The sequence below is a fragment of the Pseudomonas sp. HN2-3 genome (assembly GCF_020691745.1).
In the GTDB taxonomy this organism is placed as follows: Bacteria; Pseudomonadota; Gammaproteobacteria; order Pseudomonadales; family Pseudomonadaceae; genus Aquipseudomonas; species Aquipseudomonas capeferrum.
The window spans coordinates 5028824-5051738 of sequence record NZ_CP085704.1 but is presented as its reverse complement, the minus strand read 5'-3'; the positions used below and the strand labels follow the sequence as shown (position 1 = coordinate 5051738).

The window sequence follows — 22915 nt, the reverse complement described above, 5'->3', positions numbered from 1 at the left end:
AGCTGCATTGATGAGGTGTGAAGTGAATAAGTGGCTGTTTCCTGCCTTGACGGCGTTGGTTGTGCTTCAGGGTTGCTCCAGCGTCCAGCGTGGCAATATCCCGGTGGTCGACTCGAGCACGCGCGTGTCCAACAGTGAACGCGTAACGGCCAACCGCTCGGCGGCTGGCATGAACAGCGGCACCTCACAAGCGCAAACGCTGCCTGAGGACTCCGGCGTGACCGTGATGATTCCGCAGGGTGCCGGTGCCTCGGGCATCCAGACGTTCCCGGCCGCCAATGGGGCGGCACCGATCAGCGCCATGCCGATTACCCCTGGCCCGGTCTCCACCGGGCCGATGACCACCAACCCCAACCCGATTGCCGACGAACCGTTCGACATCGCGTCGATGAACAGCCCGGCGAAAGCCAGTAGCGCGCCGACCGGTATTCCGCGTAGCACTGCCGCAGCCGGTGGGCTGTCTGCCGATGAACAGCTCGACGGGCCAGTGCTGGCGCTGTTGACCACTGCCCAGCAACAACAGGGCAGTGGCGACTTCAATGGTGCTTCGTCGAGCCTGGAGCGTGCCCAGCGTATCGCGCCGCGCGAACCGCAGGTGCTGTTCCGCCTGGCCCAGGTGCGCCTGGCCCAGGGTGATGCCGCGCAGGCCGAGCAGTTGGCCCGCCGAGCCCTGACCTATGCCAATGGCCGCCCTGACCTGCAGGCCGAACTGTGGAACACCATCGCCCAGGCCCGCGAGAAGCAAGGTGACAGTGCCGGTGCGGCGCTGGCGCGGCAGAAGGCACGGGTGAACTCGTAATGATCGAGCAACGCATTTTGGACATCGCCGACCACCTGCTGCTGATCGAGCGTGAACTGAAGGTGCAGGGCTGGTGGGGCGATGAGCCGCCCAGCGATGAAGCGCTGGCCAGCACCGTGCCCTTCGCGGTCGACACCATGAGCCTGGAGCAGTGGCTGCAATGGATCTTCCTGCCGCGCATGAAGATCATCATTGAGCTAGGCCAGCCGCTGCCTAACGCGTCGGGCATTCTGGTAATGGCCGAAACGGTGTTCACCGATCGCCCGGAGCAGAGTCGCGAGCTACGGCGCCTGCTAGCAGAGTTCGATCAATTGATCGCTGCTTGAGCCTGATTTCTTCTCTTTTTCCTTCAAGGGCCGCAGATTGTGGCCCTTTTTTATGGAAATCTTATTAATTCTGCTGCTGGTATCCTTTTTAGTGGTGGCAGGAATTCATCTTGAGGAAAAATTGGCAATAATTTTTCTTGACTTGTAGCCGCCAAATCACAAGAATCCAACTTCCGCTGTAGAGGGACTGCCAGAAGCAGACCCGCTAAGCAGATCATGAGGCGCACACCCGCGCCGACCTGCAACACCCCGCAACGCGTTACCTCGCGCTGGGTGGGAAAACCCCGCAACACTCTGGGGCGCTCCCAATACTTGCTCAGTCAGTGCTGACGTTCGCTCGTGCTCTGCTTGGCAGTAAACCTATTAAGACCCGTCCACTAGGGACGGTATTCTGGCGTTTTAGAGGTGAACAACGTGGAGCTTTTATCTGGCGCTGAGATGGTCGTCCGCTTCTTGCGTGACGAAGGCGTTAAGCACATCTACGGGTACCCTGGCGGTGCTCTTCTTCATGTTTACGACGCCCTGTTCAAGGAACCGGAAGTCGAACACATCCTGGTTCGTCACGAACAGGCTGCGACCCATATGGCGGACGGCTACGCCCGTGCCACCGGCAAGGCCGGTGTGGTGCTGGTAACCTCCGGCCCGGGTGCGACCAATGCCATCACCGGCATTGCCACCGCCTACATGGATTCGATTCCGATGGTCATCCTCTCCGGCCAGGTGCCTAGCACCATGGTGGGTACCGATGCCTTCCAGGAAACCGACATGATCGGTATCTCGCGGCCGATCGTGAAGCACAGCTTCATGATCAAGAATGCCACCGAGATCCCTGAAGTTCTGAAAAAAGCCTTCTATCTGGCGCAATCCGGCCGTCCCGGCCCGGTCGTGGTCGACATTCCAAAAGATATGACCAACCCGGCCGAGAAGTTCGAGTACGTCTATCCGAAGAAGGTCAAGCTGCGCTCCTACAGCCCGGCGGTACGTGGCCACTCCGGCCAGATCCGCAAGGCCGCCGAGATGCTGCTGGCTGCCAAGCGCCCCATTGTCTATGCCGGTGGTGGCGTGATCCTCGGCGGTGGCTCCGAAGCCCTGACCGAAATCGCCAAGTCGCTGAACCTGCCGGTTACCAATACCCTCATGGGTCTGGGTAGCTACCCGGGTACCGACCGTCAGTTCGTCGGCATGCTCGGCATGCACGGCAGCTTCACGGCCAACATGGCCATGCACAATGCCGACGTCATCTTCGCCGTCGGCGCGCGCTTCGATGACCGCGTGGTCAACGGCCCGGCCAAGTTCTGCCCGAATGCCAAGATCATCCACATCGACATCGACCCGGCGTCGATTTCCAAGATGATCAAGGCCGACGTGCCTATCGTGGGCCCGGTCGACAGCGTCTTGAACGAGATGCTCGGCATCCTCAAGGAAATCGGCGAGCAGCCTGACAAGGCCGCCGCAGAAGCCTGGTGGAAGCAGATTGACGAGTGGCGTGGCGATGGCGACCTTTTCCCTTACAACAAAGGGGACGGCAGCGTCATCAAGCCGCAGACCGTGATCGAAACCCTGTGCGAAGTGACCAAGGGCGATGCCTTCGTCACCTCCGACGTTGGCCAGCATCAGATGTTCGCGGCGCAGTACTACCGCTTCAACAAGCCTAACCGCTGGATCAACTCCGGTGGCCTGGGCACCATGGGCTTCGGTTTCCCGGCGGCCATGGGCGTCAAGCTCAACTTCCCGGATCAGGACGTGGCGTGCGTCACTGGCGAAGGCAGTATCCAGATGAACATCCAGGAGCTGTCTACCTGCATGCAGTACGGCCTGCCGGTAAAAATCGTCAACCTGAACAACGGTGTATTGGGCATGGTCCGCCAGTGGCAGGACATGGCGTACAACGGCCGTCATTCGCACTCCTATGTCGAGTCGCTGCCTGACTTCATCAAGCTGGCCGAGGCCTATGGCCATGTGGGTATCCGCATCACCAGCCTGAAGGACCTCAAGCCGAAGCTGGAAGAGGCGTTTGCGATGAAAGACCGCCTGGTGTTCATCGACATCGCGGTTGACCGTACCGAGCACGTCTATCCGATGCAGATCAAGGATGGCTCGATGCGTGACATGTGGCTGAGCAAGACGGAGCGTACCTGATATGCGGCACATCATTTCCCTGCTGCTGGAAAACGAACCCGGTGCCTTGTCTCGCGTCGTTGGCCTGTTCTCCCAGCGTAACTACAACATTGAAAGCCTGACCGTGGCGCCGACCGAAGACCCGACCCTGTCGCGTCTGACGCTGACCACCGTTGGCCATGACGAAGTGATCGAGCAGATCACCAAGAACCTGAACAAGCTCGTCGAAGTGGTGAAGCTTGTCGACCTGTCGGAAAGCGCTCATATCGAGCGCGAACTGATGCTGGTCAAGGTCAAGGCCACCGGAGCCCAGCGCGCCGAAATCAAGCGCACCACGGATATCTTCCGTGGCCAGATCGTCGATGTGACCGCCAGTGTGTACACCGTGCAACTGAGCGGCACCAGCGACAAACTGGACAGCTTCATCCAGGCCATCGGCACCGCATCGATTCTCGAAACCGTGCGCAGTGGCGTCACCGGCATTGCCCGTGGCGACAAAGTGCTCAGCATCTAAATTCAAAAATTAGCGATGGCTCCGCAGGGGCCGAGATATAACCAGGGGTATTTTCATGAAAGTTTTCTACGATAAAGACTGCGACCTTTCCATCATCCAGGGTAAGAAAGTCGCCATCATCGGTTACGGTTCCCAAGGCCACGCCCAGGCGTGCAACCTGAAAGACTCCGGTGTAGACGTTACCGTCGGTCTGCGTAAAGGCTCGGCCACCGTTGCCAAGGCCGAAGCCCACGGTCTGAAAGTTGCCGACGTGGCTACCGCTGTCGCTGCTGCCGACCTGGTCATGATCCTGACCCCGGACGAGTTCCAAGGCGCTCTGTACAAGAACGAGATCGAGCCGAACATCAAGAAAGGCGCCACCCTGGCCTTCTCCCACGGCTTCTCTATCCACTACAACCAGGTTGTTCCGCGTGCCGACCTCGACGTGATCATGATCGCGCCGAAAGCCCCGGGCCACACCGTGCGTTCCGAGTTCGTCAAAGGCGGCGGCATCCCTGACCTGATCGCTATCTACCAGGACGCTTCCGGCAACGCCAAAAACGTTGCGCTGTCCTACGCTGCAGGCGTCGGTGGCGGCCGTACCGGCATCATCGAAACCACCTTCAAGGACGAGACTGAAACCGACCTGTTCGGTGAGCAGGCTGTTCTGTGTGGCGGTACCGTCGAGCTGGTCAAAGCCGGTTTCGAAACCCTGGTCGAAGCGGGCTACGCGCCAGAAATGGCCTACTTCGAGTGCCTGCACGAGCTGAAGCTGATCGTTGACCTCATGTACGAAGGCGGCATCGCCAACATGAACTACTCGATCTCGAACAACGCCGAGTACGGTGAGTACGTCACCGGCCCAGAAGTCATCAACGAAGAATCCCGCAAGGCCATGCGCAACGCTCTGAAGCGCATCCAGGACGGCGAGTACGCGAAGATGTTCATCTCCGAAGGTGCCACCAACTACCCATCGATGACCGCCAAGCGCCGCAACAACGCTGCCCACGGCATCGAAGTCATCGGCGAGCAACTGCGCTCGATGATGCCTTGGATCTCGGCGAACAAGATCGTCGACAAAGCCAAGAACTAAGTTTCTCGCAACATGAAAAACGCGGCTTCGGCCGCGTTTTTTCGTTTAGGCAGCCGGCATCTGGTATAAAGCAGACCAGTGGCCTGCCGTCAGAACCTGTTTCGCAGGCCCGTGTCGAACATATTCCACCCTGTTGCAAGGTACCCTACATGAGCGAACGTCCCGAAGAGCCGAACAAGCCCTCCGACGCCGAAAGCCTGCTACCTGTCGATGAGCACATTGAAGAAGGCCATGACGCCGAAGGGCGCAAGGTCCGGCATCGCGGCATTTATTTGCTGCCCAACCTGTTCACCACCGCCAACCTGTTCGCCGGCTTCTATTCCATCATCAACTCGATGAGCGCGCAGAGTGCGCTGAGCGCCGGTGACCCGCGCGAGGCAAGCAAGTACTTCGCCTTCGCCGCCATCGCTATCTTCGTTGCCATGGTGCTCGATGGCCTTGATGGCCGTGTAGCACGCATGACCAACACCCAGAGCGCCTTCGGCGCCGAGTACGATTCGCTGTCGGACATGGTCGCCTTCGGTGTGGCCCCGGCGCTGCTGGCCTTTGGCTGGGCACTGGGCGACATGGGCAAGGTCGGCTGGATGGTCGCCTTCATCTATGTGGCGGGAGCCGCTCTGCGGCTGGCGCGCTTCAACACCCAGGTGGGTACCGCCGACAAGCGTTACTTCATCGGCCTGGCCAGCCCGGCCGCTGCCGGGGTGGTTGCAGGTACCGTGTGGGCCTTCAGTGACTACGGCATCCAGGGCTCCAAGCTGTCGTTCCTGGTGGCGCTGCTGGTTGCGGCTGCCGGCATGCTGATGGTCAGTAACATCAAGTACAACAGCTTCAAGGAGCTCGACCTCAAAGGGCGCGTGCCGTTTGTGGCTATCCTGGCTGTGGTGCTGGTATTCGCGGTGGTCTTCAGCGACCCGCCCCGCATTCTGCTGCTGATCTTCCTGGCCTACGCGGCGTCTGGGCCGATCCAGTTCCTGCTGCGGTCTCGCCGTCGTAAGTCGTGACAATGATTTAATGATGGAATAACCCTCCGGCTCCATAGTCTTACTGGTACATCCGTTATCCAGTGCTGTGGAGCCGTCCATGCTCATCAAGCTACCCAGGTCGTCCGAGTGCAATGCATCGGAGATCACCCCCGAAGGTCTCTATCTCTCTCGTCGCAGCTTGCTCGGTGGTTCGCTGGCAGGGCTAGCCCTGGGCGCACTGCCAGGCCTGGCGCATGCGGCCGAGGCCAGCCGTTACGCTGATGTCGAGGCGGGCGCCGCACCAGGCTGGTTCAGCGACAAGCTGGCTGCCACGCAATGGCAGGCGGTAACGGTCAAGGGCGAGGCCATCACCCCGTTCAAAGATGCGACCCAGTACAACAACTTCTATGAGTTTGGGCCTGACAAGGGCGACCCAGCGGCCAATGGTAATAGCTTGAAGACCGAGCCGTGGTCGGTGGTGGTCGATGGCGAGGTTGGTAAGCCAGGGCGCTATGCCCTCGAAGACTTCGTCAAGCCGTATCAGCTCGAAGAGCGCATCTACCGGTTGCGCTGTGTCGAGGCCTGGTCAATGGTCATCCCCTGGCTTGGCTTCCCGCTGGCTCAGGTACTCAAACAGGTAGAGCCGACATCGAAAGCGCGCTACGTGCGATTCGAGACTTTGAAGGACCCGGAGCATATGCCCGGGCAGCGCTCAGGCTTTGCCTTGATCGACTGGCCTTATAGAGAAGGGTTGCGCCTGGATGAGGCGATGCACCCCTTGGCGATTCTGGCGGTGGGCATGTATGGCCGCGAGCTGGCTAACCAGAATGGCGCGCCGCTGCGGCTGGTGGTGCCGTGGAAGTATGGGTTCAAGAGCATCAAGTCGATCGTGCGTATCAGCTTGGTGGCCGAGCAGCCGCAAACCACCTGGGAGGGGCTGGCGCCAGACGAGTATGGCTTCTATGCCAACGTCAACCCGGAAGTCGATCACCCGCGTTGGAGCCAGGCGCGTGAACGCCGTTTACCCAGTGGCCTGTTCAGCCCCAATGTGCGGCAGACCCAGATGTTCAATGGCTACGCCGATGAGGTGGCGTCGCTGTATACCGGCCTCGACCTGCGGAAGAACTATTGATGCGTTATCCCTGGTTGCGCCTGGCCATCTTTATAGTGGGGTGCGCGTTGCCGCTTTGGTGGTTGTATGAAGCGGCGATGAGCCTGCTGGGGCCTGACCCGGGCAAGATCCTGATGGACCGGCTGGGTTTGGGTGCGCTGACGTTCTTGCTGGTGACGTTGTGCATGACGCCGTTGCAGCGGCTGACCGGGTGGTCGGGCTGGATCGTCGTGCGCCGGCAGCTGGGGCTGTGGTGTTTTGCTTATATCGTGCTGCACATCCTTTGTTATCTGTTCTTTATTCTGGGGTTGGACTGGGGGCAGTTGGCTGTCGAGCTACGCAAGCGGCCCTACATTTTTGTGGGTGCGCTGGGTTTTCTTGGTTTGCTGGCCCTGGCGGTCACCTCCAATCGGTACAGCCAGCGGCGGTTGGGGGCCCGTTGGAAAAAGCTGCACAAGCTGGTGTATGTGATTCTGGGGTTGGGGTTGCTGCATTTTCTGTGGATTGTGCGCTCGGACCTGCGGGAGTGGGCTATCTATGCGGGCATTGGTGGCTTGCTGATGGTATTGCGGATTCCCGCAGTAGCGCGGCGCGTGCCGCGGTTGGTGGGGCGGCGGGGGGGAGTGGCTTCGTAGGGGTGTGGCTTGCTCGTCGTTGGGTTTGTGGGGGGGCGCCGAAAGGGTAATGGCGGGCACCTGTCAGCCTTGATACGGTCTTTTCTGCGGTTATTTCACTTTAATGAACATTAAGGGTTGACGCGATTTCGAATCCCCTTATAATGCGCCCCACTTCCAGCGTAGTCGGAACGAAAAACTCCTTGAGATTCAATGAGTTAAATAGTCAAGACGAAGTTTGAAGGGCTCCGATCGAAAGGTCGTCAGCGGTTAAGATGGTGGTTGACAGCGCTTCTAAACGCTGTATGATTCGCCTCCCGCTACGAGAGATCGCAGCGAGTCAAGTGTTTGAAGCTAAACGAGTTTCTCGCAAAAAACTTCAAAATAAACGCTTGACAGTAAATGAGGAAAGCGTAGAATGCGCCCCTCGGTTGAGACGAAAAGCTCTTGACCAACCGCTCTTTAACAAATTGAATCAAGCAATTCGTGTGGGTGCTTGTGAGTACGGACTGATAGTCACAAAGATTATCAGCATCACAAGTGACCATGCGAGAAATCACATAGTCATTTGAGATTGCTGAGCCAAGTTTAGGGTTTCTTAAAAACCCAAGCAGTATTGAACTGAAGAGTTTGATCATGGCTCAGATTGAACGCTGGCGGCAGGCCTAACACATGCAAGTCGAGCGGATGAGAAGAGCTTGCTCTTCGATTCAGCGGCGGACGGGTGAGTAATGCCTAGGAATCTGCCTGATAGTGGGGGACAACGTTTCGAAAGGAACGCTAATACCGCATACGTCCTACGGGAGAAAGCAGGGGACCTTCGGGCCTTGCGCTATCAGATGAGCCTAGGTCGGATTAGCTAGTTGGTGGGGTAATGGCTCACCAAGGCGACGATCCGTAACTGGTCTGAGAGGATGATCAGTCACACTGGAACTGAGACACGGTCCAGACTCCTACGGGAGGCAGCAGTGGGGAATATTGGACAATGGGCGAAAGCCTGATCCAGCCATGCCGCGTGTGTGAAGAAGGTCTTCGGATTGTAAAGCACTTTAAGTTGGGAGGAAGGGCAGTAAGCGAATACCTTGCTGTTTTGACGTTACCGACAGAATAAGCACCGGCTAACTCTGTGCCAGCAGCCGCGGTAATACAGAGGGTGCAAGCGTTAATCGGAATTACTGGGCGTAAAGCGCGCGTAGGTGGTTTGTTAAGTTGAATGTGAAAGCCCCGGGCTCAACCTGGGAACTGCATCCAAAACTGGCAAGCTAGAGTACGGTAGAGGGTGGTGGAATTTCCTGTGTAGCGGTGAAATGCGTAGATATAGGAAGGAACACCAGTGGCGAAGGCGACCACCTGGACTGATACTGACACTGAGGTGCGAAAGCGTGGGGAGCAAACAGGATTAGATACCCTGGTAGTCCACGCCGTAAACGATGTCAACTAGCCGTTGGAATCCTTGAGATTTTAGTGGCGCAGCTAACGCATTAAGTTGACCGCCTGGGGAGTACGGCCGCAAGGTTAAAACTCAAATGAATTGACGGGGGCCCGCACAAGCGGTGGAGCATGTGGTTTAATTCGAAGCAACGCGAAGAACCTTACCAGGCCTTGACATGCAGAGAACTTTCCAGAGATGGATTGGTGCCTTCGGGAACTCTGACACAGGTGCTGCATGGCTGTCGTCAGCTCGTGTCGTGAGATGTTGGGTTAAGTCCCGTAACGAGCGCAACCCTTGTCCTTAGTTACCAGCACGTTATGGTGGGCACTCTAAGGAGACTGCCGGTGACAAACCGGAGGAAGGTGGGGATGACGTCAAGTCATCATGGCCCTTACGGCCTGGGCTACACACGTGCTACAATGGTCGGTACAGAGGGTTGCCAAGCCGCGAGGTGGAGCTAATCTCACAAAACCGATCGTAGTCCGGATCGCAGTCTGCAACTCGACTGCGTGAAGTCGGAATCGCTAGTAATCGCGAATCAGAATGTCGCGGTGAATACGTTCCCGGGCCTTGTACACACCGCCCGTCACACCATGGGAGTGGGTTGCACCAGAAGTAGCTAGTCTAACCTTCGGGAGGACGGTTACCACGGTGTGATTCATGACTGGGGTGAAGTCGTAACAAGGTAGCCGTAGGGGAACCTGCGGCTGGATCACCTCCTTAATCGACGACATCAGCCTGCTGATGAGCTCCCACACGAATTGCTTGATTCTTTGTATAAAGACGATGCTGTAACGCGACCCTGTTATAGGTCTGTAGCTCAGTTGGTTAGAGCGCACCCCTGATAAGGGTGAGGTCGGCAGTTCAAATCTGCCCAGACCTACCAATTACTTGGTGCGGCCTACAAAATACGGGGCCATAGCTCAGCTGGGAGAGCGCCTGCCTTGCACGCAGGAGGTCAGCGGTTCGATCCCGCTTGGCTCCACCACTCTTCAGGTTTCGCAGCACTGCTCAGAACTTAGAAATGAACATTCGTTGATGAATGTTGATTTCTGACTTTTGTCAGATCGTTCTTTAAAAATTCGGATATGTGATAGAAATAGACTGAACACTACTTTCACTGGTAGTGGATCAGGCTAAGGTAAAATTTGTGATGTGCTCTTAACTGAGCAGCATGCGAATTTTCGGCGAATGTCGTCTTCACAGTATAACCAGATTGCTTGGGGTTATATGGTCAAGTGAAGAAGCGCATACGGTGGATGCCTTGGCAGTCAGAGGCGATGAAAGACGTGGTAGCCTGCGATAAGCTTTGGGGAGTCGGCAAACAGACTGTGATCCAGAGATCTCTGAATGGGGGAACCCACTCAGCATAAGCTGAGTATCTTGTACTGAATACATAGGTGCAAGAGGCGAACCAGGGGAACTGAAACATCTAAGTACCCTGAGGAAAAGAAATCAACCGAGATTCCCTTAGTAGTGGCGAGCGAACGGGGACCAGCCCTTAAGTTGGTTTGAGATTAGTGGAACGCTCTGGAAAGTGCGGCCATAGTGGGTGATAGCCCCGTACACGAAAATCTCTTATCAATGAAATCGAGTAGGACGGAGCACGAGAAACTTTGTCTGAATATGGGGGGACCATCCTCCAAGGCTAAATACTACTGACTGACCGATAGTGAACTAGTACCGTGAGGGAAAGGCGAAAAGAACCCCGGAGAGGGGAGTGAAATAGATCCTGAAACCGTATGCGTACAAGCAGTGGGAGCCTACTTTGTTAGGTGACTGCGTACCTTTTGTATAATGGGTCAGCGACTTATATTCAGTGGCGAGCTTAACCGAATAGGGGAGGCGTAGCGAAAGCGAGTCTTAATAGGGCGTTTAGTCGCTGGGTATAGACCCGAAACCGGGCGATCTATCCATGGGCAGGTTGAAGGTTAGGTAACACTGACTGGAGGACCGAACCGACTACCGTTGAAAAGTTAGCGGATGACCTGTGGATCGGAGTGAAAGGCTAATCAAGCTCGGAGATAGCTGGTTCTCCTCGAAAGCTATTTAGGTAGCGCCTCATGTATCACTGTAGGGGGTAGAGCACTGTTTCGGCTAGGGGGTCATCCCGACTTACCAAACCGATGCAAACTCCGAATACCTACAAGTGCCGAGCATGGGAGACACACGGCGGGTGCTAACGTCCGTCGTGAAAAGGGAAACAACCCAGACCGTCAGCTAAGGTCCCAAAGTCATGGTTAAGTGGGAAACGATGTGGGAAGGCTTAGACAGCTAGGAGGTTGGCTTAGAAGCAGCCACCCTTTAAAGAAAGCGTAATAGCTCACTAGTCGAGTCGGCCTGCGCGGAAGATGTAACGGGGCTCAAACCATGCACCGAAGCTACGGGTATCATCTTATGATGATGCGGTAGAGGAGCGTTCTGTAAGCCTGTGAAGGTGAGTTGAGAAGCTTGCTGGAGGTATCAGAAGTGCGAATGCTGACATGAGTAACGACAATGGGAGTGAAAAACTCCCACGCCGAAAGACCAAGGTTTCCTGCGCAACGTTAATCGACGCAGGGTTAGTCGGTCCCTAAGGCGAGGCTGAAAAGCGTAGTCGATGGAAAACAGGTTAATATTCCTGTACTTGCAGTTATTGCGATGGAGGGACGGAGAAGGCTAGGCCAGCTTGGCGTTGGTTGTCCAAGTTTAAGGTGGTAGGCTGAAATCTTAGGCAAATCCGGGATTTCAAGGCCGAGAGCTGATGACGAGTTGCCTTTAGGCGACGAAGTGGTTGATGCCATGCTTCCAAGAAAAGCTCCTAAGCTTCAGATAACTGGGAACCGTACCCCAAACCGACACAGGTGGTTAGGTAGAGAATACCAAGGCGCTTGAGAGAACTCGGGTGAAGGAACTAGGCAAAATGGCACCGTAACTTCGGGAGAAGGTGCGCCGGCGAGGGTCAAGGACTTGCTCCGTAAGCCCATGCCGGTCGAAGATACCAGGCCGCTGCGACTGTTTATTAAAAACACAGCACTCTGCAAACACGAAAGTGGACGTATAGGGTGTGACGCCTGCCCGGTGCCGGAAGGTTAATTGATGGGGTTAGCGCAAGCGAAGCTCTTGATCGAAGCCCCGGTAAACGGCGGCCGTAACTATAACGGTCCTAAGGTAGCGAAATTCCTTGTCGGGTAAGTTCCGACCTGCACGAATGGCGTAACGATGGCGGCGCTGTCTCCACCCGAGACTCAGTGAAATTGAAATCGCTGTGAAGATGCAGTGTATCCGCGGCTAGACGGAAAGACCCCGTGAACCTTTACTATAGCTTTGCACTGGACTTTGAATTTGCTTGTGTAGGATAGGTGGGAGGCTTTGAAGTGGGGACGCCAGTTCTCATGGAGCCATCCTTGAAATACCACCCTGGCAACTTTGAGGTTCTAACTCAGGTCCGTTATCCGGATCGAGGACAGTGTATGGTGGGTAGTTTGACTGGGGCGGTCTCCTCCCAAAGAGTAACGGAGGAGTACGAAGGTGCGCTCAGACCGGTCGGAAATCGGTCGTAGAGTATAAAGGCAAAAGCGCGCTTGACTGCGAGACAAACACGTCGAGCAGGTACGAAAGTAGGTCTTAGTGATCCGGTGGTTCTGTATGGAAGGGCCATCGCTCAACGGATAAAAGGTACTCCGGGGATAACAGGCTGATACCGCCCAAGAGTTCATATCGACGGCGGTGTTTGGCACCTCGATGTCGGCTCATCACATCCTGGGGCTGAAGCCGGTCCCAAGGGTATGGCTGTTCGCCATTTAAAGTGGTACGCGAGCTGGGTTTAGAACGTCGTGAGACAGTTCGGTCCCTATCTGCCGTGGACGTTTGAGATTTGAGAGGGGCTGCTCCTAGTACGAGAGGACCGGAGTGGACGAACCTCTGGTGTTCCGGTTGTCACGCCAGTGGCATTGCCGGGTAGCTATGTTCGGAAGAGATAACCGCTGAAAGCATCTAAGCGGGAAACTTGCCTCAAGATGAGATCTCACTGGGATCTAGAATCCCCTAAAGGGCCGTCGAAGACTACGACGTTGATAGGTTGGGTGTGTAAGCGCTGTGAGGCGTTGAGCTAACCAATACTAATTGCCCGTGAGGCTTGACCATATAACACCCAAGCAATTTGCTCATGCAGATTGCGGTGGTGAAGACACACGAACCGAAAGTTCGAATGTACATCACAACATCACATATCCGAATTCGCTGGGCTGTCCATCTGGACATTCTGGCAACAGAATTTCTTGACGACCATAGAGCATTGGAACCACCTGATCCCATCCCGAACTCAGTAGTGAAACGATGCATCGCCGATGGTAGTGTGGGGTTTCCCCATGTGAGAGTAGGTCATCGTCAAGATTCATTTCGCAAAACCCCTATCTGCGCAAGCAGGTAGGGGTTTTGTCTTTGCGGCTGGAAAAGAATTGTCGCCATGCTCGCCATAAGCCCGGCCATGCCCCGTGATATGGTTCCGCATCAGAACCCACTGCCTTCCAGGGAATGCTCAATGGTCAACACCACCACCCTTCAGCCCGGCTTCATGATCGTGCATGGCAACCGCCTAGACGACTTGCGCAGCTTGGTGGTGAGCTGGATGCGTCGGTACCCGTTAGCGCCGTTGGAAAACGAAATTGCCCTGGTGCAAAGCAACGGCATTGCCCAGTGGCTGAAACTGGCGCTGGCTGAAGACCCTGAAGAGGGTGACCTGGGCGGCTGTGGCATCGCGGCCGCGATCGATGTGCAACTGCCCGGCAGTTTCATGTGGCAGCTTTACCGTCGAGTGCTGGGCCGCGATGAAATCCCTGAGGTGTCCTTGCTCGATAAGGCGCCGCTGACCTGGCGCCTGATGCGCTTGCTGCCGTCGTTGATCGAGCGCGAGCACTTCGAGCCCTTGCGGCGTTTTCTTACCGACGATAGCGACCTGCGCAAGCGTTATCAGCTTGCCGAGCGCCTCGCCGACTTGTTCGACCAATACCAGGTCTACCGAGCTGACTGGCTCAAGGACTGGGCGGGCGGTGATCACGTCCTCAATACCGCTCGGGGCGAGCGTAAAGCGCTGCCCCCTGGCAATCGCTGGCAGGCCGAGCTGTGGCGCGCCCTGCTGGAAGATGTCGGCGAACAAGGCATGGCGCAGAGTCGCGCGGGCGTGCATCAGCGTTTCATCGAGCGCATCAACAGCCTGGAACAAGCCCCTGCGGGCCTGCCATCGCGGGTGATCGTGTTCGGTATCTCTTCCCTGCCGGCTCAGGCACTGGAGGCGTTGGCTGGGCTGGCCCGGTTCAGCCAAGTACTGCTTTGCGTTCACAACCCTTGCCGCCATCACTGGGCCGATATCGTCGCCGACAAAGACCTGCTGCGCCATCAGTACAAGCGCCAACAGCGCAAGCAGGGCATGCCGCTGCTGCTGGATGACCAATCCCTGCACCAGCACGCGCATCCGCTGCTGGCCGCCTGGGGCAAGCAGGGCCGTGACTACATCAACCTGCTCGACAGCTATGACGACCCGGGCAGCTACCGCGGTGTGTTCAGCGAGGGGCGCATCGACCTGTTCAGCGAGGGTTCGCCGACCACGCTGCTCAACCAGCTGCAAGATGACATCCTTGAACTGCGCCCGCTCGCCGAAACCCGTGAGCGCTGGCCGCAAGTCGACCTCGGGCAGGACCGTTCGATGCGCTTTCACGTCGCGCACAGCCCGCAGCGCGAGGTGGAGATTCTCCACGACCAGCTCCTGGCACGCTTCAGCGCCGACCCTACCCTGCGCCCGCGCGACGTGATCGTGATGCTGCCGGCAATCGACACCTACGCGCCCCATATCCGCGCCGTATTCGGGCAGTTGCAGCGTCATGACCCACGCTACATTCCGTTCACCCTCACCGATCAAGGCCAACGTGGTCGGGAGCCATTGCTGATTGCCCTGGAGCACCTGCTCAAGTTGCCGGATAGCCGTTTCGCCGTCAGCGAAGTGCTCGACCTGCTCGACGTGCCGGCGGTACGCGCCCGTTTCGCCATCCGTGAGAGTGACTTGCCCACCCTGCATCGCTGGATCGAAGGCGCCGGTATCCGTTGGGGCCTGGATGCCGAGCAGCGCGCCAGCCTGGGCTTGCCGGAAGGCTTGGAGCAGAACAGCTGGCGGTTCGGCCTGCGGCGTATGCTGCTGGGTTATGCCGTTGGCGTAGGTGAGGGCTGTGATGGCATTGAACCCTATGACGAAATCGGCGGCCTGGATGCTGCACTGATCGGCCCGCTGGTGGCCCTGCTGGATGCCCTGGATGTGGCGTGCCAGGCACTGGCCCAGCCCGCGACCGTCACCCAGTGGGGCGAACGCCTGAATGCCTTGTTGCAGGTGTTCTTCCTGGCTGAAGGTGAGCACGACGAGTTTCTGTTGATGCAGCTGCAGGACTTGCGCGATGCCTGGCTGCAAGTGTGCGAAACCGTCGGCCTGCAGGACTCGCTACCGCTGACCGTGGTCCGCGAAGCATGGTTGTCTGGCCTGGATCAGGGCAAGCTGTCCCAGCGCTTCCTCGCCGGCTCGGTAAACTTCTGCACCCTCATGCCCATGCGCGCCATCCCCTTCCGGGTGGTCTGCCTGCTGGGCATGAACGATGGTGACTACCCCCGCGCCCAGCAGCCGCTGGACTTCGACCTGATGGCCAGCGACTACCGCCCCGGTGATCGCTCGCGCCGTGAGGATGACCGTTACTTGCTGCTCGAAGCCCTGCTGTCGGCACGCGATCAGCTGTATGTCAGCTGGGTCGGGCGCAGTATCCGCGACAACAGTGAGCGCCCGGCCTCAGTGCTTATCGGCCAGTTACGCGACCATGTGGCTGCAGGTTGGCGTTTGGCCGGCACCGACGCGGGCCCAGGGTTTGGGCCGGACGAGCGGTTGCTGCATGCCTTGACGCAGGAGCACCCGCTACAGCCGTTCAGCCCGCGTTACTTCCAGAAGGGCAGCCCTTTGTTCAGCTTCGCCCATGAGTGGCAGGTGCTGCATCTGCCCGGGCAGGCGGTCGCGCAGCCCGATCCCGATCTGCCGCCCTACGTCGATGATGAAGCGCTGAGCCTGACGCAACTGCACGACTTTCTTCGCCACCCGGTGCGGCACTTCTTCAGCCAGCGTTTGAAGGTGTTCTTCGAGGCCCTGGAGGCGCCGACCCCGGATGAAGAGCCGTTCGTGCTCGATACCTTGCAACGCTATGGTGCCGCCGAAAGCCTGTTGAATGCCGCATTGGCTGACCCGGACCATGCCGAGCCTGCCTTGCAGGCGCAGGCCCGCCGCCTGCAAGCCTGTGGCCTGTTACCCCTTGCCGGTTTCGGGCAGCTCTTGCAGGCCGAGCTGATCCAGCCGCTGCCCGATCTGCTGCAACGCCATCGCCAGTTGTTGCAACGCTGGCCTCACCTGGTCGAAGGCGCATTGCCTGTTCATTTTGAACAGGGCAGGCATCGCCTCGAAGGCTGGCTGGGCCGGGTTTACCAGGCAGAAGATCAAAGCCTGCTCAGTATCACCACGGTACCGAACACCATCAGCGCCGGGCGCAACAACTACAAGTGGCACCGGCTGATCGCGCCCTGGGTCATGCACCTGGCCGCCTGTGCTGCGGGTTACCCGCTTAACAGTGCGCTGGTGGCCAGTGACCTGACCCTGCTGCTCGCGCCCTTGCCGCAAGGTGAGGCGGCGCAGCTGCTCGGCGACCTGCTGGTAGCGCGCCAGGCGGCAATGAACGCGCCACTGTCGGTGGCAGCCAAGACCGCCTTTGCCTGGCTGGGCCAGGACGATGCCGACAAGGCGCTGGCCGCAGCGGCCCGTGCCTATGAAGGTGACGAGCGCAACAGCTTCGGCGAGCGCAGCGAAAGTATTGCCCTGGCCCGGCAGTTCCGTGATTTCGCCGCGCTTAGCGCCGACGAAACCTTTGAAGGCTGGTGCGAAACCTTGTACCGCCCATTGTTCAACGCACCCTGGCAGGCCCTGGGCAACCCGGAGAGTGGCGCATGACGCTGGACCGTCCCCTGGCACTGAGTTTTCCCCTGCATGGCAGCCAGCTGATCGAAGCGAGCGCCGGTACCGGCAAGACATTCACCATCTCGGCGCTGTACCTGCGGCTGATCCTCGGCCACGGCGGCGAACAGGCTTTCGGCCGTGAGCTGTTGCCCCCGCAGATCCTCGTGGTGACCTTTACCGACGCCGCCACCAAAGAGCTGCGCGAACGCATACGGGCCCGCCTGGCCGAAGCGGCGCGGTTCTTCCGTGGCGAGCTTGAAGCGGCCGACCCACTGCTGCATCAATTGCGCAGCGATTACCCGCAAGAAGCTTGGCCGCGTTGCGCCAGCCGCCTGGAAATCGCCGTGCAATGGATGGACGAAGCGGCGGTGTCGACCATCCACGGTTGGTGCCAGCGCATGCTTCGCGAGCACGCGTTCGACAGCGGCAGCCTGTTCACCCAGACGCTGGAGACCGATCACACCGACCTGCTTGGCCAGGTCATGCGCGATTACTGGCGGCGGTTCTGCTATGGCATGCAGGGTGAAGCGCTGGCCTGGGTGCGTGGCCACTGGGGCAGCCCCGACGCGCTGTTGCCGCGCATTCGCCCGCTGTTCGGTCGGGTACGGGCCCAGCAGCACGAGCAAGAACCCGAGGCGTTGATTGAAGACGCGCTTGCGCAACGTACCGAGCAGTTGGCCCAGCTCAAGGCGCCCTGGGCACAGTGGGCTGATGAGCTGCGGCAGATCTGCCGCGATGCCGTGGCCGCCAAGCTGGCCGACGGCCGCAAGATGCAGGCACGCTACTTCGAACCTTGGTTCGACAAGCTGAGCGCATGGGCCGCCGACGAACACATCGTCGAACTCGACCTGGGTACCGGCTTCACCCGCCTGACCCCGGCCGGCATGGCCGAGGCCTGGAAGTCAGGCGAGCCACCCGATCACCCGGGGCTGCGTGCCATGCAGACGCTGCAGCAGCAATTGCAGGCGCTGGCCAGCCCGGATGCGCGGCTGCTCGAACATGCTGCCAGCTGGGTCTCGGCGCGTTTTGAAGTGGAGAAGCGTCGGCGCGCCGAAATGGGCTTCGACGACATGCTGTTGCGCCTGCAACATGCCCTGGCCAGCGAGGCCGGCGAGCGCCTGGCCGGGTTGATTCGTGAGCAGTTCCCGGTGGCACTGATCGACGAATTCCAGGACACCGACCCGGTCCAGTACGGCATCTTCGAGCGGATCTACCAGATCACCGAAAACCGCACCGAAACCGGGCTGTTCATGATCGGCGACCCCAAGCAGGCGATCTATGCCTTCCGCGGCGCCGACATCTATACCTACCTTGCCGCCCGGCGTGCCACCACCGGGCGCCTGCACAGCCTGGACACCAACTACCGCTCGAGCCAGGCGATGGTCGCGGCGGTCAACCAGGTGTTCCTCCAGGCCGAGACGCGAAGCCAGGGGCGAGGGGCGTTCCTGTTCCGTGAAGCCGATGACAACCCGTTGCCGTTCATCGAGGTGCGTGCCAAAGGCCGTGGTGAACAGTTGCTGGTGGATGGCGAGGTGTGTGCAGCCTTGCAATGCTGGCAACTGCAGAGCGAAGAACCGGTCTCGGGCACCCTGTACCGTCAGCAGTTGGCGGCCAGTTGCGCCAGCCATATCGTCGCCCTGCTCAACGGTGGCCAGCAGGGCACGGCGGGTTTCCGTAACGGCGAAGGCGAACTGCGCCCTTGCCTGCCATCGGATATCGCCATCCTCGTGCGCGACGGCCACGAAGCCCAGATGATCCGTGGCGAGCTGGCTGCTCGGGATGTGCGCAGCGTGTACCTGTCCGACAAGGACTCGGTGTTCGCCGCCCAGGAGGCCCATGACCTGCTGGCGTGGCTGAAGGCCTGCGCCGAACCGGACTCGGAGCGCCTGCTCAAGGCCGCCCTGGCCAGCCTCACCCTCGACCTGTCATTGGCCGCGCTGGACAAGCTGAACCAGGACGAGCGCGTGTGGGAAGACTGGGTCATGCGTTTTCGTCGCTACCGCGAGACCTGGCAGCGCCAGGGTGTGCTGCCGATGCTGCGGCACCTGCTGCATGACTTCCAGCTGCCGCGCACGCTCATCGCCCGCAGTGACGGCGAGCGCGTGCTGACCAACCTGCTGCACCTGGCCGAATTGCTGCAACAGGCGGCAGGTGAGCTGGATGGCGAGCAGGCATTGATCCGTCACCTGGCCGAGCACCTGTCCAGCTCCGGCCAGGCCGGCGAAGAGCAGATCCTGCGGCTGGAGAGCGATGAGCAATTGGTCAAGGTGGTGACTATCCACAAGTCCAAGGGCCTGGAATACCCCTTGGTCTACCTGCCGTTCATCTGCACCAGCAAGCCGGTAGACGGTACGCGCCTGCCGTTGGCCTGGCATGACAGCCAAGGCAACGCCCACCTGACCCTTACGCCTGATCAAGAGCAGATCGCCCGGGCCGATGACGAGCGCCTGGCCGAAGACCTGCGCCTGCTCTATGTGGCTCTGACCCGCGCCCAGCATGCCTGCTGGCTTGGCGTCGCCGACCTGAAACGCGGCAACCAGAAGCACTCGCAACTGCACCGTTCGGCGCTCGGTTACCTGCTGGGCGGTGGCCTTGCCCTGCCGAGTTCCGAGCAACTGGCGGGCTGGCTGCAGGCGTTGGCATCGGCCTGCCCGTACATTGCCTGCCCGCCGCTGCCGCTGGCCGACGATCAGGGGTATCGCATGCCGCATGCCGAACGTGAGCTGCTGCCTGCGCGCAAACCCCGGCGGGCGGCCGCAGAGAACTGGTGGATCGCGTCCTACAGTGCCCTGCGCGTCGGCGAGCAGACTCTCGGCGCCGACAGCTCGCAGGCCCAGCAACTGTTGGATGACGAAGTGGTCGACGCCCAGGTACTGCGCGAGTTGCCGGCAGAAGGCGGCGATATCCACCGCTTCCCGCGGGGGCCGAACCCCGGCACCTTCCTGCACGGCCTGCTGGAGTGGGCCGGCCGGGAAGGCTTCGCCGAGGTCAGCGGCAACCTTGAACTGATCGAACGCACCGTCGGGCAGCGCTGCAATCGGCGTGACTGGACCGGCTGGATCGCGACGCTGACGCCCTGGCTGCACCAGTTGCTGAACGAACCAATGCCTGTCCTGGGCCAGGAAGTAAGCCTGACCCTTGCGCAGTTGCGTCATTACCAGATCGAAATGGAGTTCTGGTTCGCCAGCCATCAGGTCGACGCCGAACAGCTCGATCGGCTGGTGGCGCGCCACACCCACCCAGGCCATGCGCGCCCGGCGGCGCAACCGACGTTGCTCAACGGCATGTTCAAGGGGTTTATCGACCTGGCCTTCGAACTGGACGGGCGCTATTACGTGGCCGATTACAAATCCAACTGGCTGGGCCCGGACGTCCAGGCTTACGACAGCTTGGCCATGGAAAAAGCCATCCTCGAGCATCGCTACGACTTGCAGTACGTCCTGTATCTGCTGGCCCTGCACCGTCAGTTGCGCGCCCGGCTGCCTGATTACGATTACGACCGCCATGTCGGCGGCGCCCTGTTCATCTTCCTGCGTGGTGCCAGCAGCAGCGGCCATGGCGTGTACTTCGCCAAGCCGCCGCGTGTGCTGATCGAAGCACTCGATGCACTGTTCCGGGGTGAGTCTGCGCCCGAGCAGCAGGACCTGTTTGCCGGAGCCGCGCCATGAGCCGCAGCCTCACCGACCTGTTGCCCACCCCCTTGCATGCCGAGCACCTGCTGGCCCTCGCGCCGCAGCGCGACAGCGGCGACCTGCTGCTACTGCTGGACCGTTGGGTCGAGCGTGGTTGGCTGCGTGCCCTCGACCGTGCCTTCGTGTCGTTTCTCGAAGAACGTGCGCCCGGCAGCGATCCGTTGCTGTTGCTGGCGGCAGCCTTGGCAAGCCATCAGCTGGGCCATGGGCATGTCTGCCTTGACCTGCAGCAGACCCTGGCCGAGCCAGACTTCGCGCTGTCGCTGCCGCCGGAGGGTGACGCCCTGATCGGCCCCTTGCTGTTGCCTTCGCAACTGCTTGCCGGCCTGGACCTTCAGGCCTGGCGTCAGCGCATCGCGGCCAGCCCACTGGTGGCCAGTGGTGACACACCCGGCCAGCAGGCGCGGCCGCTGGTGATCAGTGGCGAGCGTCTGTACCTGCGCCGCTACTGGAGCTACGAGCGGCGCATCGACCACAACCTGCGCCAGCGCCTGAGCCAGCACGAGGCAGCGCCCAGCGACTTGCCGGCTCGCCTGGGCCAGTTGTTCGACGAAGGCGCCCTGGCTGGCCAGGTCGATTGGCAAAAGCTTGCCTGCGCCCTGGCGACCCGGGCCGGCTTCAGCATCATCACTGGCGGCCCCGGCACCGGCAAGACCACCACGGTGGTGCGGTTGCTGGCCTTGCTGCAGGCGCCGGCGGTGGAGCAGGGCAGGCCTTTGCGCATTCGCCTGGCCGCGCCGACCGGCAAGGCGGCGGCGCGCCTGACCGAGTCCATCGGCCAGCAGGTCGAGCGGCTGCAGGTCAGTACTGCCGTGCGCGGGCAGATCCCCACCGAGGTCAGCACCGTACACCGGCTGCTGGGCAGCCGCCCAGGGTCGCGGCACTTCCGCCACCATGCGGGTAATCCGTTGCCACTGGACGTGCTGGTGGTGGACGAGGCCTCGATGATCGACCTGGAGATGATGGCCAACCTGCTCGATGCGCTGCCACCTCGCGCGCGGCTGATCTTGCTGGGTGATAAAGACCAGTTGGCCTCGGTCGAGGCGGGTGCGGTACTGGGTGACCTGTGCCGGGATGCCGAGGACGGTTGCTACTCGGCCGCGACCCAGGCGTGGCTGGAGCAGATCGGCGGCCAGTCGCTGCAGGGCAGTGGCCTGGTGGCCGGTGATGCGCAGCGCAATCCGCTGGCGCAGCAAGTGGTGATGCTGCGTTTTTCCCGGCGCTTCGGCGAGGGCAGCGGTATTGGCCAATTGGCTCGGCTGGTCAACCGTCAGGAATCGCATGCGGCGCGCAAACTGCTCGCCCTGCCACCGCCCGATGTGAATGGCCTGTCGCTGAAGAACGAACAGGACCGGGCCTTCGACCGTTTGCTGCTCGACGGCCTCAACCGCGGCGCCGAGGGCCCGCAAGGCTATCGCAGTTACCTGCGGACCCTGGGGCGTTATCGGCCGGCACCTGGCACCGCTTATGACGACCCACTGTGGGAGCAATGGGCGAGCAAGGTACTGCACGGTTTCGAGGACTTCCAGCTGCTCTGTGCGGTACGCCGGGGCGCTTGGGGGGTGGAGGGCCTCAATGAGCGGGTGGCTCGGGTGCTGCACAATGCCGGGCTGATCGACGCCCAGCAGCCCTGGTACGAGGGCCGGCCCGTGCTGGTGACGCGCAACGATTATGGCCTGGGCCTGATGAACGGTGACATCGGCATCGCCTTGCGCCTGCCGGATGAGCGGGGCGAGCCGCTGCTGCGGGTGGCCTTCCCGCGTAACGATGGCAACGGCGGAGTACGTTTTGTCTTGCCAAGCCGGCTCAACGAGGTGGAAACCGTGTTTGCCATGACCGTGCACAAGTCCCAGGGCTCGGAGTTCAGCCATACCGCGCTGGTGCTGCCGGATGCCCTCAACCCGGTGTTGACCAAGGAGCTGGTGTACACCGGCATCACCCGGGCCAAGCATTGCTTCAGCCTGATCGAGCCACGCCAGGGCATATTCGAAGAGGCGGTGTCACGCAAGGTACGGCGGATTTCCGGCTTGATGCTCGAACAGGTCTGAATCGCCCACTGCTGCCATCATTGCGGCGCGGCCTTTGTAGGAGCGGCCTTGCGTCGCGAAAGGGCTGCGCAGCAGCCCCAGGTTCTGTGTTGCAACAAGGTTCTGTGGTTGCAACAAGATCGCCGGGGCCGCTGCGCAGCCCTTTCGCGACGCAAGGCCGCTCCTACAAAAGCCACGCAAGTCAGGGTTGGCGGCCATGTGCTATCGTTGCGCCAA

Annotated in this window: 11 protein-coding genes, 2 tRNA genes and 3 rRNA genes; all 16 read left to right on the top strand. The window is 60.0% G+C overall.

The annotated features are described in order from the left end of the window. The first annotated feature begins 10 nt into the window (after positions 1–10). The 16 genes from LJX93_RS22940 (at position 11) to recD (ending at position 22699) form a co-directional block, all read left to right on the top strand. Complete coding sequence (locus LJX93_RS22940; RefSeq protein ID WP_033701548.1) at positions 11–799, top strand: tetratricopeptide repeat protein; 789 nt, start codon at positions 11–13, stop codon at positions 797–799. Further along, positions 799–1125: a YqcC family protein gene (locus LJX93_RS22935; protein WP_033701546.1), complete on the top strand. Its 327-nt coding sequence runs from the start codon at positions 799–801 to the stop codon at positions 1123–1125. Before LJX93_RS22940 ends, LJX93_RS22935 begins: the two co-directional genes overlap by 1 nt. A 414-nt stretch (positions 1126–1539) precedes the next feature. Beyond that, entirely contained in the window at positions 1540–3264 is a 1725-nt protein-coding gene (locus LJX93_RS22930) for an acetolactate synthase 3 large subunit (protein ID WP_033702567.1), read from the top strand. A gap of 1 nt (position 3265) precedes the next feature. Beyond that, entirely contained in the window at positions 3266–3757 is a 492-nt protein-coding gene (ilvN, locus tag LJX93_RS22925; RefSeq protein ID WP_003250040.1) for an acetolactate synthase small subunit, read from the top strand. 55 nt (positions 3758–3812) lie between these two features. Then, a complete protein-coding gene (ilvC, locus tag LJX93_RS22920; RefSeq protein WP_033701544.1) occupies positions 3813–4829 on the top strand; it encodes a ketol-acid reductoisomerase in 1017 nt (338 codons plus the stop codon). Between the two features lie 149 nt (positions 4830–4978). Then, positions 4979–5830: a CDP-diacylglycerol--serine O-phosphatidyltransferase gene (gene pssA / locus LJX93_RS22915; RefSeq protein WP_027594991.1), complete on the top strand. Its 852-nt coding sequence runs from the start codon at positions 4979–4981 to the stop codon at positions 5828–5830. Positions 5831–5909: 79 nt separating this feature from the next. Further along, positions 5910–6923, top strand: a complete 1014-nt coding sequence (gene msrP, locus LJX93_RS22910; RefSeq protein ID WP_033701543.1) for a protein-methionine-sulfoxide reductase catalytic subunit MsrP — start codon at positions 5910–5912, stop codon at positions 6921–6923. Then, entirely contained in the window at positions 6923–7537 is a 615-nt protein-coding gene (gene msrQ, locus LJX93_RS22905; RefSeq protein ID WP_227696436.1) for a protein-methionine-sulfoxide reductase heme-binding subunit MsrQ, read from the top strand. The genes msrP and msrQ overlap by 1 nt, the downstream gene beginning before the upstream one ends. Positions 7538–8134: 597 nt before the next feature. Next, positions 8135–9671, top strand: a 16S ribosomal RNA gene (locus LJX93_RS22900). An 86-nt stretch (positions 9672–9757) separates the two neighbouring features. Next, positions 9758–9834 (top strand) — tRNA-Ile (locus tag LJX93_RS22895). Positions 9835–9860: 26 nt separating this feature from the next. Then, positions 9861–9936, top strand: a tRNA-Ala gene (locus LJX93_RS22890). A gap of 244 nt (positions 9937–10180) precedes the next feature. Then, a 23S ribosomal RNA gene (locus LJX93_RS22885) occupies positions 10181–13073 on the top strand. Between the two features lie 133 nt (positions 13074–13206). Beyond that, positions 13207–13322: ribosomal RNA gene (rrf, locus tag LJX93_RS22880) — 5S ribosomal RNA — on the top strand. The 16S, 23S and 5S rRNA genes sit together here with 2 tRNA genes alongside, the layout of an rRNA operon. Positions 13323–13470: 148 nt before the next feature. Then, complete coding sequence (recC, locus tag LJX93_RS22875) at positions 13471–16953, top strand: exodeoxyribonuclease V subunit gamma (protein WP_227696435.1); 3483 nt, start codon at positions 13471–13473, stop codon at positions 16951–16953. Further along, on the top strand, positions 16950–20627 hold the full coding sequence (gene recB / locus LJX93_RS22870) for an exodeoxyribonuclease V subunit beta (protein ID WP_095064161.1): 3678 nt from the start codon (positions 16950–16952) through the stop codon (positions 20625–20627). The genes recC and recB overlap by 4 nt, the downstream gene beginning before the upstream one ends. Further along, positions 20624–22699, top strand: a complete 2076-nt coding sequence (gene recD, locus LJX93_RS22865) for an exodeoxyribonuclease V subunit alpha (protein WP_095064162.1) — start codon at positions 20624–20626, stop codon at positions 22697–22699. The genes recB and recD overlap by 4 nt, the downstream gene beginning before the upstream one ends. The last annotated feature ends 216 nt before the right edge of the window (positions 22700–22915 follow it).